The organism is Mycobacterium scrofulaceum (genome assembly GCF_002086735.1).
In the GTDB taxonomy this organism is placed as follows: Bacteria; Actinomycetota; Actinomycetes; order Mycobacteriales; family Mycobacteriaceae; genus Mycobacterium; species Mycobacterium scrofulaceum.
The window spans coordinates 33,764-48,271 of sequence record NZ_MVIJ01000005.1 but is presented as its reverse complement, the minus strand read 5'-3'; the positions used below and the strand labels follow the sequence as shown (position 1 = coordinate 48,271).

Genomic DNA, 14,508 nt, shown 5'->3' with positions numbered 1-14,508 from the left:
CCCCGCGAACAGACATAAACTCGCACGCAGACGGACCAATTTATGCGATTTTGCGTCTGCTCGCCCAGAGGAGGTCACCGCAGGTCCCGGCGGGACGCGATCTTCGATGACAGCCCGTGCACGTAGACGAAGCCCTTGGCGGCCGACTGGTCGAAGCTGTCGCCCTCGTCGTAGGTGGCCAGGTTGAAGTCGTAGAGCGACTGCGCGCTGCGCCGGCCGTTGACGGCGATGTGGCCGCCGTGCAACACCATCCGGATCTCGCCGGTGACGTGCTCCTGGGTCTTGGCGACGAACGCTTCCAGCGCGGTCTTCAGCGGCGAGTACCAGAGCCCGTCGTAGACCAGCTCGGCCCAGCGCTGGTCGGTGTGCCGCTTGAAGCGGCCCAGTTCGCGCTCCAGCGTGACGTGTTCGAGCTCGGTGTGGGCGGTGATCAGCACCATCGCCCCGGGGGCCTCGTAGATCTCGCGGCTCTTGATGCCCACCAGCCGGTCCTCGACCACGTCCAGCCGCCCGACCCCCTGGCTGCCGGCGCGGCGGTTGAGTTCCTCGATGGCCTCCAGCACGGACACCGGTTTGCCGTCGATGGACACCGGGACCCCGCGCTCGAACCCGACGATCACCTCGTCGGGCGTGTTCCAGTTGATGGTGGGATCCTCGGTGTAGGCGTAGATGTCCTTGGTGGGCGCGTTCCACAGGTGTTCCAGGAAGCCGGTTTCCACCGCGCGGCCCCACACGTTCTGGTCGATGGAGAACGGCGAGCGCTTGGTGACGTTGATCGGGATGGCGTTCTCCTCGGCGAACGCGATCGCCTTCTCCCGCGTCCACGCGTAGTCGCGGACCGGCGCCAGCACCTCCAAATCCGGTGCGAGCGAGGCGAATCCGACCTCGAAGCGGACCTGGTCGTTGCCCTTGCCGGTGCAGCCGTGCGCGACGATGCTGCCGCCGTGCTCGCGGGCGGCGGCCACCAGGTGCTTGGCGATCAGCGGCCGGCTGATCGCCGACACCAGCGGGTAGCGGTCCATGTAGAGGGCGTTGTTCAAGATGGTGGGCAGGCAGAAGCCCTCGGCGAACTCGTCGCGGGCGTCGACGACGACGGCCTCCACCGCGCCGCAGTCCAGGGCGCGCTGGCGGACGACCTCCATGTCCTCGCCGCCCTGGCCGAGGTCGATGGCCACCGCCACCACCTCGCGGCCGGTCTCCTTGCCGATCCAGCTGATCGCGACCGAGGTGTCCAGACCGCCGGAGTACGCCAGGATGACGCGTTCGGACATGTGTCAATCTCCTTCTAGGTGAGGCTTTCCAGCGTGTGGGCCAGCTCGGCGCCGGTCATCGGCTCTCGGGCGGCCACGAAGACGGTGTCGTCGCCGGCGATGGTGCCGACGACGTACGGTAGCGCCGCGCGGTCGATGGCGCTGGCCAGGTAGTTGGCGCCGCCGGGCGGGGTGCGCAGCACAGCAAGGTTGGCGCTGGCGTCGACGGACACCAGCAGCTCGCCGAGCAGCCGGGACAGCCGCGCGGTGCCGCCGGAGACGCCGCGCACCGGGCTGCCGTCCTCGGGGACGATGTAGACGCCGACGCCGCCGTCGGCGCCGCGCAGCTTGACGGCGCCGAGTTCCTCGAGGTCGCGCGACAGCGTGGCCTGGGTGACCTCGATGCCCTCGTCGGCCAGCCGGGCCGCCAGCTCGCTTTGGCTGCTGATCGACGCCGACGACAGGATCGCCACGATGCGGTCCTGTCGCCCGGCCCGGGTGGTCTCGGGTGTGGTCTTCGACCGGGTCACGAGCTGCGCTCCAAGAGCCACACCAGCAACGCCTTCTGGGCGTGCAGCCGGTTCTCGGCCTCGTCCCACACCACGCTGGCCGGCCCGTCCATCACCTCGTCGGTGATCTCGTCGCCGCGGTGGGCCGGAAGGCAGTGCAGCACAATGGCTTCCGGGTCGGCAAGGCCGAGCAGCCGCTGGTTGACCTGGAACGGCCGGAACGGCCCCACCCGGTCCAGCCCGTCGCCCTCCTGCCCCATCGAGACCCAGGTGTCGGTCACCAGGACGTCGGCGCCCTTGGCGGCGGCGTCGGCGTCGGCGGTGACGGTGACCGACCCGCCGGCGGCTTCGGCGCGGCTCCGGGCCGCGGCCAGGTACGCGGGGTCCGGGGCGAAGCCGTCCGGCGCGGCGACGGTGACGTGGATGCCCGCGGTCACCCCGCCCAGCAGCAGCGAGTGAGCCATGTTGTTGGCGCCGTCGCCGAAGTAGGACATCCGCAGTCCGGCAAGCGATCCCTTGCGCTCGGCGATGGTCTGCAGGTCGGCGAGCACCTGACAGGGGTGGAACTCGTCGGAGAGCGCGTTGACCACCGGCACCGTCGCCGCTTCGGCCATCGCCTCGAGCCGGTCCTGCCCGAAGGTGCGCCAGACGATGGCCTCGACGTAGCGGGACAGCACCCGAGCGGTGTCGCCCAGCGTCTCGTCGCGGCCCAGCTGGGTGCTGCGGGCGTCGACGACGACGGCGTGCCCGCCGAGCTGGGCGATGCCCACCTCGAAGGAGAACCGGGTGCGGGTGGAGTTCTTGTCGAAGAGCACCGCGACGCCGCGCGGTCCCTCCAGCGGCCGGCGGCTGAACGGGTCCTTCTTCAGATCGGCGGCCAGCCGCAGCACCTCGGCCTGCTCGGAGGGCGACAGGTCGTCGTCGCGCAGGAAGTGGCGGGGGGTCACGCGGCAGCCCTGTCCAGGACGGCGGGCAAGGCTTCGACGAAGGTCTCCAGCTGGGCCTCGGTGACGATCAGCGGCGGCGCCAGGCGGATCACGTCGGGCGCTGCGGCGTTGACCAGGAATCCGGCTGCGCGCGCGGCGTTTTCGGCGTCCTTGGCCCGCGGCGCGGTCAGCGCCACGCCCTGCAGCAGGCCGCGCCCGCGCACGTGGTCGACCAGCGGGTGGTTCAGCGACTCGATGCCGTGGCGCAGCGACTTGCCCAGCACCTCGGCATGCCGGACCAGGTCCTCGTCGGCGATCACCCGCAGCACCGCCCGCGCCGCCGCGGCGCAGACCGGGTTGCCGCCGAAGGTGCTGCCGTGCAGGCCGGGGGTCATCAGCTCGGCGGCCGGCCCGACGGCCAGGCACGCTCCGATGGGCAGCCCGCCGCCCAGGCCCTTGGCCATGGTCACGACGTCGGGGGTGACGCCGTCGTGCTGGTGGGCGAAAAAGGCCCCGGTGCGGCCCATCCCCGTCTGCACCTCGTCGAGCACCAGCAGCGCGCCGTGCCGCGAGGTGACGTCGCGGGCTGCGCTCAGATACCCCTCCGGTGGGACGACGACGCCGCCCTCCCCCATGATCGGTTCCAGGAACACCGCGGCGGTGGCGTCGTCGACCGCGGCGGCCAGCGCGTCGGCGTCGCCGTAGGGCACGTGCGTGACGTACCCCGGGAGCGGCTCGAACGGCGCCTGCTTACTCGGCTGACCGGTCAGCGCCAGCGACCCCATCGTGCGGCCATGGAATCCACCTTGCGCCGCAACCAGTTTCGTGCGCCCGGTCAGCCGCGACAGCTTGAACGCCACCTCGTTGGCCTCGGTTCCGGAGTTGCAGAAGAACACCCGGGCCTTCGCGTCGACCGCCAGCAGGGTGACCAGCTCCTCGGCCAGCGCGATGCCCGGTTCGCTGGCGTACAGGTTGGAGGTGTGGCCCAGCGTCGCCATCTGGTGGGTGACCGCCTCGATGATCGCGGGGTGGCGATGCCCGAGGACGTTGACCGCGATGCCGCCGAGCAGGTCCAGGTAGGTGTTGCCGTCCACGTCGGTGACCACGGCGCCGTCGCCGCTGGCCAGGGCCAGCGGTGGGGTGCCGTAGTTGTTCATCATCACGGCTTCCCAGCGCTGCTGCATCAATTCCCCTTCGCTCACGCGCGCACCACCTTGGTGCCGGTGCCCGCGTCGGTGAAAAGCTCCACCAGCACGCAGTGTTCGACCCTGCCGTCGATGACGTGCGCGCTCGGCACCCCCGCCGTGACGGCCCGCAGGCACGCCTCGACCTTGGGAATCATGCCCGCCTCCAGGTTGGGTAGCAGTTGCGACAGCGTGGCCGTGTCGATTTCGCTGACCAGCGAACCACGATCCGGCCAACTGGTGTAGAGGCCCTCGACATCGGTGAGCATCAACAACTTTTCGGCCCGCAGCGCCTCGGCGAGCGCGGCCGCGGCGGTGTCGGCGTTGATGTTGTGCACCACGCCCTCGGCGTCCGGGGCCAGCGTCGACACCACCGGAATGCGGCCCGCCGCAATAAGATCCAGTACCGCCGCGGTGTTGACCCGTTCGACGTCGCCGACCAGCCCGATGTCGGTGGCCACGCCGTCCACGGTGACGCTGCGCCGCACGGCGGTGAACAGCTGCGCGTCCTCGCCGGTGATGCCGACGGCATACGGTCCGTGCGCGTTGATCAGGTTGACCAGTTCGCGGCCCACCTGACCGAACAGCACCATCCGCGCCACGTCGAGGACTTCGGGTGTGGTGACGCGGAAGCCGCCCTTGAAGTCGCCCTCGATCCCCAGGCGCCGCAGCATGGCGGAGATCTGCGGGCCGCCGCCGTGCACGACGACGGGGTGGATGCCGCAGTTGCGCAGGAAGGCCATGTCGGCGGCAAAGGCGCGCCGCAGCGTGTCGTCGGTCATGGCGTTGCCGCCGTACTTGATCACGACGATCTTGCCGTGCAGCTGCTTCAGCCAGGGCAGCGCTTCGGCCAGCACCTGCGCCTTGACCCCGGTCGAGAGCTCATCCGTCGTGAACGTCATGAGCTGTACGCCGAGTTCTCTTCGACGTAGGCGTGCGAAAGGTCGGTGGTGCGCACGGCGGCGGCGCCGTCCCCCACAGCGAGGTCGACGGTGATGTCGATGTCGGCGCCGGACAGGTCCACCTCGCGCGCCCCCGGCGCGCCGACCCCGTCGACGCACACCGCAAACCCGTTGAAGGACACCGTGATCCGGTCCGGATCGAGGTCCACCGGCGCCATGCCGACCGCCGCCAGCACCCGCCCCCAGTTGGGGTCGGACCCGAACACCGCGGTCTTGACCAGGCTGTCGCGGGCGACCACCCGGGCGGCGGTCAGCGCGTCGGCCTCGGAAGCGGCCCCGGTGACGGTCACGGTGACGCGCTTGGTGACGCCCTCGGCGTCGGCCTGCAGCTGCGCGCACAGGTCGTCGCACACCCGCAGCACCGCGTCGTCGAGATCGGCCTGGGACGGGGCGATTTCGCTGGCCCCCGACGCCAGCAGCAGCACGGTGTCGTTGGTCGAGCAGCTGCCGTCGATGTCGAGCCGGTCGAAGGTGCGGGCGGCGGCGCGGCGCAGCGCGCTGTCGAGCGCGGCGGCGGGGGCGGCCGCGTCGGTGGTGAGCACGCAGAGCATCGTCGCCAGCGACGGCGCCAGCATGCCCGCGCCCTTGGCCATCCCGCCGACCGTCCAGTTGCCCGGGTGGTGCAGCGCAACCTGTTTGGGCACGGTATCGGTGGTCATGATCGCGCGCGCGGCCTCGTCGCCGCCGCTCAGCCCGCCCGCCATGTCCTGCACGATCGCGCGGACCCCGGCCAGCACCGTGTCCATCGGCAGCCGGTCGCCGATCAGGCCGGTGGAGCACACCGCGACCTCGACGGCGCCGGTCTCGGTCCCCCAGTCGGACAGCGCGGCCGCGACGGCCTCGGCGGTGGCGTGTGCGTCCTGGAAGCCGCCGGGACCGGTGCAGGCGTTGGCGCCGCCGGAGTTGAGGATCACCGCGCGCAAGGCGCCGGTGGTCAGCACCTGCTGGGTCCACAGCACCGGCGCGGCCTTGACCTTGTTGCGGGTGAACAGGCCGGCGGCCGCGTAGTCGGGCCCCTCGTTGAACACCAGGGCGAGGTCGCGGTTACCGGACGCCTTGATGCCGGCGGCGATGCCCGCGGCGCGGAACCCGGCCGGCGCGGTGACGCCCTGCTCGCGCACCAAACGCGCGCCGGTGCGGGTCACGGCGCGACCCCGACCACCGAAAGGCCTTCGGTCTCCGGCCAGCCCAGCGCCAGGTTCATCGCCTGCACCGCCGCGCCGCCGGTGCCCTTGACCAGGTTGTCGATGGCGGCGACGGCCACGAACGTGTGCGCGGCCTCGTCCACCGCGACGGCGATGTGCGCCGCGTTGCTGCCGATCACCGAACCGGTGCGGGGAAGTTGGCCCTCGGGCAGCAGGTAGACGAACGGCTCGGCGTCGTACGCCTTTTCGTAGGCCGCCCGCAGCTGCGACAGCGGGGCGCTGGTGCGCGCCGTGCAGGTGGCCAGGATGCCGCGCGACGTCGGGATCAACACCGGGGTGAACGACACCGTGACGTCACGCCCGGCGACGGCCCGCAGTCCCTGGGCGATCTCGGGGGTGTGCCGGTGGGCCCCGGCGATGTTGTAGGCCCGGGCGGACCCGATGACCTCGGAGCCGAGCAGGTCGGTCTTGGCGGCGCGTCCCGCCCCCGAGGTGCCGCTGACGGCGACGACCGTGACGGCGGGCTCGACCAGGTCCTCGGCCACCGCGGGCAGCAACGCCAGCAGCGCCGCTGTCGGGTAGCAGCCCGGGACGGCGATGCGCCGCGCGCCGCGCAGCCGCTCGCGCGCGCCGGGCAGCTCCGGCAGCCCGTACGGCCAGCTCCCGGCGTGCGCGGAACCGTAGAACCTTTCCCAGGCGGTGGCGTCGGTGAGCCGGAAGTCGGCGCCGCAGTCGACGATCAGGGTGTCCGGCCCCAGCTGTTCGGCCAGCGCCGCCGAATGCCCGTGCGGCAGTGCGAGAAAGACCACGTCGTGGCCGGCGAGCACGGCGAGCTCGGTGGGCTCGACCACCCGCTGGGCCAGCGGCATCAGGTGCGGGTGGTGCTCGCCGAGCGTGCTGCCGGCGCTGGCCGCGGCGGTCAGCGCCCCGACGGCGAGCCGGCCGTCGGCGTAGCCGGGATGCCCCAGCAGCAGCCGCAGGATCTCACCGCCCGCATATCCGCTGGCGCCGGCAACCGCCACCCTCAATACGTCGGCCATTCCGCCGATTCTGCATGGTTATGCATTGGTTTGCAAATCCATTCCCAACGCTGGTCAGGCGCGCAGCTCGGCGCCGACCGCCTCGGTGGCGCGCCGGACAGCGGCGTCGCGGGCCGCGCTGGCGTCGTCCTCGGTCAGGGTGCGGTCCGGTGCGCGGAAACGCAGCGCGAACGTCAGCGATTTGCGGCCCTCCCCGACCTGCGGGCCGGTGAAGACGTCGAACAACTGCAAATCTTCCAGCAGCTCGCCGGCTCCCTCCCGGACGGCGTCGGCCACCGCCTGGGCCGGCACGTGCGCGGGCACCACCAGGCTGACGTCCTGGAAGACGGCCGGGAAGGGCGACACCCTGGGCGCCGGCAACGCCGTGGCGATGGGAATCGCGTCGAGGTCGAGCTCGACGGCGCAGGTGCCCTTCGGCAGCCCGGAGCGCTCGACGACGCTCGGGTGCAGCTGCCCGGCGTGCCCGACGACGGTGTCCCCGACCAGCACCTCGGCGCACCGGCCAGGGTGCCAGGGCAGGTGCTGGGCCGCCCGCAGGCGCACCTCGACCCCGCTGGCGCGGGCGATGATGCGGGCCGCCTCGAACGCGTCGGCGGCCTCGGCCCGGCGGCCGGGGCCCCATGGGCCGCGGCGCTCGCGCAGGCCGGCCAGCACCGCCGCGACGTGCTGCGGCTGCCGCGGCAACGAGGCGTCCAGTTGGGCGATCTCGGTGTCGGTCGGCCGGCGGTGCACCGGGATGGGCTGCACGCCGCGGGTCTCCTCGGTGGGCTGCACCACCTGCGCCTGGGCGTAGAGGGCGACGTCCACCAGCCCGCGGGACACGTTGCGCACCAACGCCTCCAGCAGCGCGGGCAGCAGCGTGGTGGCCAGGTGCGGGCGGTCGGCCTCCAGCGGGTTGAGCACTTGGGTGGTGGTGCGCCGCGGGTCGTCGGCGGGCAGGCCCCACAGGTCGAACACGCCCGCGGGCAGGAACGGCGTCGGCAGGATCTCGACGTACCCGGACTGGGCGAGCGATATGCCGATGGCGCGGCGACGCTTCTGCCCGGCCGTGAGGCCCCGGCCCGCGGGCGCCGCGGGCAGCACCGACGGGATGGCCTCCAGCCCCTCCAACCGCAGCACCTCCTCGACCAGGTCGGCGGGCTGCACCAGGTCGGGCCGCCAGCTCGGCGGCGTCACGGTCAGGGTGTCGCCCTCGTCGCTGACCAGCGCGCCGATCTGCGCCAGGCGGCGCGCGGCGGCGCCCGGCGGGTAGGCGACCCCGGCCACCCGGTCGGGCAGGTCGGCGGGGATCCGGATCGGCGGGGGCGACCAGTCGTCGCGCGGCGGGTCGCCCCGCCAGTCGGTCAGTTCATCGGACACCGCTCCCCCGGCGATGTCGACGAGCAGGGTGGCGCAGCGGTCCAGCGCGGCGACCGAGACGGCGGGGTCCACCCCGCGCTCGTAGCGCCGGGCGGCCTCGCTGGGCAGGTGCAGCCGGCGCTGGGTGCGCGAGACGGCGGCGGGGTCCCAGACGGCGGCCTCGAGCAGCACGTCGGCGGAGTCGGCCCGCACCTCGGTGCTCGCGGCGCCCATTACGCCGCCGATCGCGGCGGTCGCCCGGTCGTCGACGATGAGCACGTCGGCGGGATCGAGGCGGCGCTCGATGTCGTCGAGGGTGACGACGGTCTCGCCGGGCCGGGCGAACCGCACGGCGAGGCCCCCGGAGATGCGGTTGCGGTCGTGCGCGTGCATGGGGTGGCCGAGCTCGAGCATCACGTAGTTGGTGACGTCCACCGCCGGGGACGTCGCGCGGATGCCGGCGAGCAGCAGCCGGCGCTGCAGCCACCACGGCGACACGGCCGCGGGGTCGATGCCGGTCACCGGCCGCAGGGCGAACCGGCGGACGCCGGTCTCGGGCTGCACGGTCAGCGGCCAGGCCTGCCCCACGGCCGGCAATGGCTTGACATCCGCGGGGTCGACGAAGTCCAGGTCGTAGGCGCACGCGATCTCGCGGGCCAGCCCGCGCACCGACATGCAGTAGCCGCGGTCGGGGGTGATCGCCAGGTGGAAGACCACGTCGTCCAGCCCCAGCACCGCCGCGCCGGCGGCGCCCGGCTCGGCGGTGCCCGGCGGCAGCACCAGGATGCCGGAATGGTCGGCGCCCAAACCCAATTCGGCCGCCGAGCAGATCATGCCGTCGGAGTCGCGGCCATAGGTCTTGCGCGCCGTGATGGCGAACCCGCCGGGCAACGTGGTGCCCGGCAGCGCCACGACCACCAGGTCACCGACGGCGAAATTGGTCGCCCCGCAGACGATGTCGCGGTCCTCGCCGTCGCCGACGTCGACCCGGCAGGCCCGGATCGGCTTCTTGAAACCGGTGAGCTCCTCGATGCTGCTCACCCGCCCCACGGTCAGCGGCCCGTCGACCGGGCCGAGCGTGACGACCTCCTCGACCTCGTGGCCGATCCGGATCAGCGTCTGCTCGAGATCGTCCGGGGCGACGTCCCAGTCCGGGGCGCCGAGGTTCACGACCTCCCGCAACCAGCTGTAGGGGATCCGCATCAGGCACCCACCCCGAACGGCAGCGAGAACCGGACGTCGCCCTCGACCATGTCACGCATGTCGGGGATGCCGTTGCGGAACTGCAGGGTGCGTTCCAGGCCCATGCCGAACGCGAAGCCGGAGTACTGCTCGGGGTCGATCCCGGCGGCGCGCAACACGTTCGGGTGGACCATGCCGCAGCCGCCCCACTCCACCCAGCCGGGGCCGCCCTTCTTGCCGACGAACCAGACGTCGACCTCGGCGGAGGGTTCGGTGAACGGGAAGAAGTGCGGGCGGATCCGGGTGCGCGCCTCGGGCCCGAACTCGGCGCGCGCGAACGCGTCCAGGGTGCCCCGCAGGTGCGCCATGGACAGGCCGCGGTCCACGGCCAGCCCCTCGACCTGGTGGAAGACGGGCGTGTGGGTGGCGTCGAGCTCGTCGGTGCGGAAGGTGCGGCCGATCGACACGATGTAGACGGGCAGCTCGTGCGCCAGCAGGGTGCGGACCTGCACCGGCGACGTGTGGGTGCGCAGCAGCTGCCGGGAGTCGTCCGGCGCGATGTAGAAGGTGTCCTGCTCGCTGCGCGCGGGGTGGTCCGCGGGGAAGTTGAGCGCGTCGAAGTTGAACTGCTCGGTCTCGACCTCCGGCCCCTCGGCCAGCTCCCATCCCATCGCGACGAAGGTGTCGGCGATGTGCTCGGCCAGGATGGTGATCGGGTGCCGGGCGCCGGGTGGCTGCCGGGTGGACGGCAGCGTGACGTCGATGCTTTCGGCGACCAGTACGGCCGCGTCGCGTTCGGCACGCAGCGCCGCCAGCCGCTCGTCGTAGCTGCGCTGGGCCTCGGTGCGCGCGGCGTTGACCCGCTTGCCCGCGTCGGCGCGCTCCTCCTTGGGGACGCTGCCCAGCGCCTGCCGCGCCAGCGCCAGGGGCGAACGGTCACCGAGGTGGTCGGTCTTCACCCGTGCCAGCGCGTCCAGATCCCCGGCGCGCGCGATCGCGTCGCGGGCGGCGCCGACGGCCTGGGCCAGGGCGTCCGGTGACAGGTCGACGGGCTGAGCACCCACGCGGCGACACTCTCCTTGCTGAGGGGGGCTGGGGTGGAAGTTGCCCAGCGGCAAGTGCCGATCATAGTGATCCGCTGCGCGCGGCCCGGCAGCGCGCTTGGGAGTGCGGGCGGCCCGGTGCCTAGCCCGCCGCGGCCGGCTGGGCGCCGGCGAGGGCGGCGTCGTCCAGCGCCGGCAGGGCGCCGCGCCGGGTGGCGAACCGCATGAGCTTGTGCGCGGCGAGCGCGCCCAGGAGGCCGAAAGCGGGCGCCGCGGCCATCGTTCCCCAGTGATGCGCCAGCATCAGGAATCCGAACCCGGACGACGCCGCCAGCATCAACGAGCGCACGGGCGTCCACCGGACGGGTTGCCGGAACCGGGCCGACACCAGCACGCCAAGCACCACGGCGACGGTGTGACCGGCGTCGGTGAAATCGCCGCCGATGATCGCCGAGGCCAAACCGGCCGACACCCACCAGCCGACCCAGGCGGCGCGCCAGCGCTGGGGGATCACCGCCGTCATCGCGCCGAGCACGGCGAGCGCCCCGTAGCTCATCCCGACGTCGCTGGCGCGGGTGATCGACAGCGGCAGCCAGCCGAACTCGACCGCCGCGGCCAGGGCGGCGGCCACGACCAGCGTCGCGCCGATGTGCCCGACCAGGAACGCGACCACCAGCCTGATGGTGCGCAGGTGCAGCTCGCCCAGGGCGAGCAGGCAGGTGAGGAAGGGCAACCAGAAGTAGAGCGGGCCGGCGTCGACGACCAGCGCGCTGCCCAGCAACGTGCCGACGTGGCCGTGGGCCAGGTTGTGCAGGTTGGTGCTGGCCCGCTCGACCAACACGTCGTGCGCGTGCGGGCCGAGGGCCAAGATGGCCACGCTGACGGCAAGCAGCGCCGCCACGTACCCCACCGTGAACTGGACCCGGGCGAGCCGGGCGAGGATGCCCCCAAACATTGCATCCATTATGTCGGTTGATTCGTTTCGGAGCTGTGATCCGGCGCTGTCAACTCCCTTTGAGTCCGCAAACGATATATCGCCAAGTCGGCAGGCACTCCCGTGGTTTTGCCGGCGAAAACCGATTTACGTGCGCGTTTGGCGACGACGCCCATCGCGTCCAGTTCGCTCTGGGCGATCAGGTCGAGTGTCGAACTCGACACCATGATCCCGCCCTTGGTGGCCCGTTCCATCACCCGCGCGGCGATGTTCACGTCGACGCCGAGCCAGTCCGCCGCCAACCGCTGGGGCCGGCCGGTGTGGATCCCGACCCGCATCCGCGGCGTGTAGCCGGCCACCTCGACGGCCTTCAACGCCTCCTTGGCCGCCAGCACGGCCCGCACCGCGACGGTGGGATCGCCGAAGACGGCCATCAGCCCGTCGCCCATCCGTTTGACGATGTGACCGCCCGCGTCGAGCAGCGGCGGCTCGACGGCCCGTGCGACCTGGCGCAGCAGCGAGAGCGCCGCCTCGTCACCGGCCTGCAGGGACCAGGAGGAAAACCCGACCAGATCGGTGAACACCAGCGTCACCTCGGGGTTGGCCGGGCGCCGGGACACCGACTCGGTCAGCGCCTGCCATAGCTGCAACACCCCGAGGCTGACTTCGCGCGACACCGCGTCGCGGTCGCCCAGCAGCCGATCGGCGGCCCGCGCGGCGGCGCGGGGGCCACCGTCGCCGGCCGTGGAGAGCGGGTCGCCGAACTCGGGGTCACCGGGCAGCAGCCGCCGCGCGCGGCGGATGAAGGCGACGGCACCGGGGCTGTGGTTGCGGCTGTGCAGCCACTGCGAGGCGCCCTGAACCGAAACCGGGGACCGCCGTGGCGGATCGGATGGCGTCACGGTTGGCTGTTCGGGCTCGCCCGAATCCGAATCGTGACGCGCGAGTTCCACGTGGCCAGGTTATTTCCTTCCGCCGGAGGCGGGCAATGAAGCCCCGGCGGTTGTGTCACAGCTCGCAACGTCCGGGCTGATCACAGCGGCGCCACACCGCAATGGAAGCTCGATAACACCGGTGGCGCGCGCGGCCGAAATCGTAGACAACGCTCGTTGTCAAGTTTATCGTGAGCCCAGGAGGCCGAGATGACTGCCATTCCCACCGCGCCCGACGATCCGCTCGGACCAGATTCCCTGACCTGGAAGTACTTTGGCGATCTGCGCACGGGGATGATGGGGGTCTGGATCGGCGCGATCCAGAACATGTACCCCGAGCTGGGCGCGGGCGTCGAGGAGCACTCGATTCTGCTGCGCGAGCCGCTGCAGCGGGTGGCGCGCTCGGTCTACCCGATCATGGGCGTCGTCTACGACGGGGACCGCGCCGCGACGACCGGGCGGCAGATCAAGAGCTACCACCACACCATCAAGGGCGTCGACGCGTCCGGCCGGCGCTATCACGCGCTGAACCCGGAGACGTTCTACTGGGCGCACGCCACCTTCTTCATGCTCGTGATCAAGGTGGCCGAATATTTCTGCGGGGGCCTCACGGAGGCCGAGAAGCGGCAACTGTTCGACGAACACGTGCGCTGGTACCGGATGTACGGGATGAGCATGCGGCCGGTGCCCGGCTCGTGGGAGGAGTTTCAGGAGTACTGGGATCGGGTCTGCCGCGAGCAGCTGGAAGTCAACCAGGCGACGCTGGACATCTTCCAAATCCGGATCCCCAAACCGAAATTCGTGCTGATGCCGACGCCGATCTGGGACCAGATGTTCAAGCCGCTGGTCGCCGGTCAGCGCTGGATCGCGGCGGGGCTGTTCGAGCCCGCGGTGCGCGAGAAAGCCGGCATGCGCTGGACCCCGGGCGACGAGGTGCTGCTGCGGCTGTTCGGCAAGCTGGTGGAGCTGGCCTTCCTGGCGGTTCCCGATGAGATCCGGCTGCACCCGCGCGCACTGGCCGCCTACCGCCGCGCCGAGGGACGGCTGCCCAGCGACGCGCCCCTGGTGGAGGCGCCGCCGTTCATGGCGCCGCCCCGCGACCGCCGCGGACTGCCGATGCATTACTTCCCTCCCCGTTCCCGCTACGCTCCGCGTTCGCCCCTCGACCCGGCGAAGGCGCTGATGGAGCGCGCGGGTTCGCTGGTGCACGGGACGCTGTCGCTGGCCGGCCTGCGGCCGGCCCGGGCCCGCGTCAGGGCCGCGTGAGCAAACCCAGCGCCTGCGCGCTCTGGTAAAGGCAGATGGCCGCCGCGGAGGCCACGTTCAGGCTCTCCGCACCGCCGGACATCGGGATGCGCATACGGTGATCGGCAGCCCCCGCGACGTCGCTTGGCAATCCCCGGGATTCGGGCCCGAACAACCACGCCGTCGGTCGGCCGAGCAGGTCCGCGGCCTCGTCGAGGCGCGCCTCGCCGTCCACGGTGGTCGCCAGCAGCTGCAGCCCCGCGCCGCGCAGCGCGTCCAGCGCGGCGGGCACGTCGGGCTCGGTGACCACCGGAATCGAGAAGATGCTGCCGGTCGAGGCGCGCAGGCACTTGCCGTTGTACGGATCGACGGTGTGGCCGCCGAGGATCACGCCGTGGGCGCCCAGGGCGTGGGCGAGGCGAATGACCGTGCCGGCGTTGCCCGGTTCCCCGATCTCGACGGCGACCGCGATCAGCCGCGGCGAACCGGCCAGCACGTCCGCCAGCCCGGTGGCCGGCATGTCGCAGACGGCCACCAGTCCGGCCGGGGTGACGGTGTCGGACAGCGCCCTTGCGGCGCGCTCGTTGACCAGATGGACCGGGCAGCGCTGCGCGCCAAGCAAAGCCGCGTACCGCTGCTCGGCGGCCGCGGTGACGAAGACGTCGCGGACCAGGCCGCGGGCGGCCGCGGCCTCAACCAGGTTGGCGCCTTCGGCGAGGAATCGCCCCGCCCGCCGGCGACCGACGTGGCGATGCAGTTTGACCGCCGCGGCGACCCGGGCCGAACGTTCGGTCAGCACCTGCACATCGGAAGCCGGG

12 protein-coding genes and 1 pseudogene are annotated in these 14,508 nt (G+C 72.1%); 1 reads left to right on the top strand and 12 read right to left on the bottom strand.

The features are described 5' to 3' along the window. Positions 1 to 74 precede the first annotated feature (74 nt). The 11 genes and pseudogenes from BST44_RS05290 to BST44_RS05240 form a co-directional block, all read right to left on the bottom strand. A complete protein-coding gene (locus BST44_RS05290) occupies positions 75 to 1,271 on the bottom strand; it encodes an argininosuccinate synthase (RefSeq protein WP_083175473.1) in 1,197 nt (398 codons plus the stop codon). A 14-nt stretch (positions 1,272 to 1,285) separates the two neighbouring features. After that, positions 1,286 to 1,780, bottom strand: coding sequence for an arginine repressor (locus BST44_RS05285; RefSeq protein ID WP_083175472.1), 495 nt, complete (start codon positions 1,778 to 1,780; stop codon positions 1,286 to 1,288). Beyond that, positions 1,777 to 2,706 (bottom strand): ornithine carbamoyltransferase, encoded by a 930-nt coding sequence (argF, locus tag BST44_RS05280; protein ID WP_083175470.1) that lies wholly within the window; start codon positions 2,704 to 2,706, stop codon positions 1,777 to 1,779. The genes BST44_RS05285 and argF overlap by 4 nt, the downstream gene beginning before the upstream one ends. Then, entirely contained in the window at positions 2,703 to 3,869 is a 1,167-nt protein-coding gene (locus tag BST44_RS05275) for an acetylornithine transaminase (RefSeq protein WP_083175590.1), read from the bottom strand. The genes argF and BST44_RS05275 overlap by 4 nt, the downstream gene beginning before the upstream one ends. Before the next feature lie 14 nt (positions 3,870 to 3,883). Beyond that, positions 3,884 to 4,771: an acetylglutamate kinase gene (gene argB / locus BST44_RS05270; RefSeq protein ID WP_083175469.1), complete on the bottom strand. Its 888-nt coding sequence runs from the start codon at positions 4,769 to 4,771 to the stop codon at positions 3,884 to 3,886. Next, positions 4,768 to 5,976 (bottom strand): bifunctional glutamate N-acetyltransferase/amino-acid acetyltransferase ArgJ, encoded by a 1,209-nt coding sequence (argJ, locus tag BST44_RS05265; protein ID WP_083175467.1) that lies wholly within the window; start codon positions 5,974 to 5,976, stop codon positions 4,768 to 4,770. The genes argB and argJ overlap by 4 nt, the downstream gene beginning before the upstream one ends. Continuing rightward, a pseudogene (argC, locus tag BST44_RS05260) lies at positions 5,973 to 7,032 on the bottom strand (N-acetyl-gamma-glutamyl-phosphate reductase). Before argC ends, argJ begins: the two are co-directional and overlap by 4 nt. A 38-nt stretch (positions 7,033 to 7,070) precedes the next feature. Beyond that, positions 7,071 to 9,557, bottom strand: a complete 2,487-nt coding sequence (pheT, locus tag BST44_RS05255; protein ID WP_083175464.1) for a phenylalanine--tRNA ligase subunit beta — start codon at positions 9,555 to 9,557, stop codon at positions 7,071 to 7,073. Further along, entirely contained in the window at positions 9,557 to 10,600 is a 1,044-nt protein-coding gene (gene pheS / locus BST44_RS05250) for a phenylalanine--tRNA ligase subunit alpha (RefSeq protein ID WP_083175463.1), read from the bottom strand. The genes pheT and pheS overlap by 1 nt, the downstream gene beginning before the upstream one ends. A 121-nt stretch (positions 10,601 to 10,721) precedes the next feature. Continuing rightward, positions 10,722 to 11,534: a rhomboid-like protein gene (locus tag BST44_RS05245; RefSeq protein WP_083175589.1), complete on the bottom strand. Its 813-nt coding sequence runs from the start codon at positions 11,532 to 11,534 to the stop codon at positions 10,722 to 10,724. An 8-nt stretch (positions 11,535 to 11,542) separates the two neighbouring features. Then, positions 11,543 to 12,466: an adenylate/guanylate cyclase domain-containing protein gene (locus tag BST44_RS05240; RefSeq protein ID WP_083175461.1), complete on the bottom strand. Its 924-nt coding sequence runs from the start codon at positions 12,464 to 12,466 to the stop codon at positions 11,543 to 11,545. A gap of 189 nt (positions 12,467 to 12,655) precedes the next feature. Between BST44_RS05240 and BST44_RS05235 the strand changes: the two genes are divergently transcribed. Then, entirely contained in the window at positions 12,656 to 13,711 is a 1,056-nt protein-coding gene (locus BST44_RS05235) for an oxygenase MpaB family protein (RefSeq protein WP_083175460.1), read from the top strand. Here the strand turns inward: BST44_RS05235 and BST44_RS05230 are convergent. Further along, on the bottom strand, positions 13,698 to 14,489 hold the full coding sequence (locus BST44_RS05230) for a TrmH family RNA methyltransferase (RefSeq protein WP_083175587.1): 792 nt from the start codon (positions 14,487 to 14,489) through the stop codon (positions 13,698 to 13,700). The genes BST44_RS05235 and BST44_RS05230 overlap by 14 nt on opposite strands. Positions 14,490 to 14,508 lie beyond the last annotated feature (19 nt).

Coding starts and splice junctions, on each gene's coding strand:
- BST44_RS05290 (WP_083175473.1), bottom strand. CDS start 1,271: ATGTCCGAACGCGTCATCCTGGCGTACTCCGGCGGTCTGGACACCTCG.
- BST44_RS05275 (WP_083175590.1), bottom strand. CDS start 3,869: ATGCAGCAGCGCTGGGAAGCCGTGATGATGAACAACTACGGCACCCCA.
- argB (WP_083175469.1), bottom strand. CDS start 4,771: ATGACGTTCACGACGGATGAGCTCTCGACCGGGGTCAAGGCGCAGGTG.
- pheT (WP_083175464.1), bottom strand. CDS start 9,557: ATGCGGATCCCCTACAGCTGGTTGCGGGAGGTCGTGAACCTCGGCGCC.
- BST44_RS05245 (WP_083175589.1), bottom strand. CDS start 11,534: ATGTTTGGGGGCATCCTCGCCCGGCTCGCCCGGGTCCAGTTCACGGTG.
- BST44_RS05235 (WP_083175460.1), top strand. CDS start 12,656: ATGACTGCCATTCCCACCGCGCCCGACGATCCGCTCGGACCAGATTCC.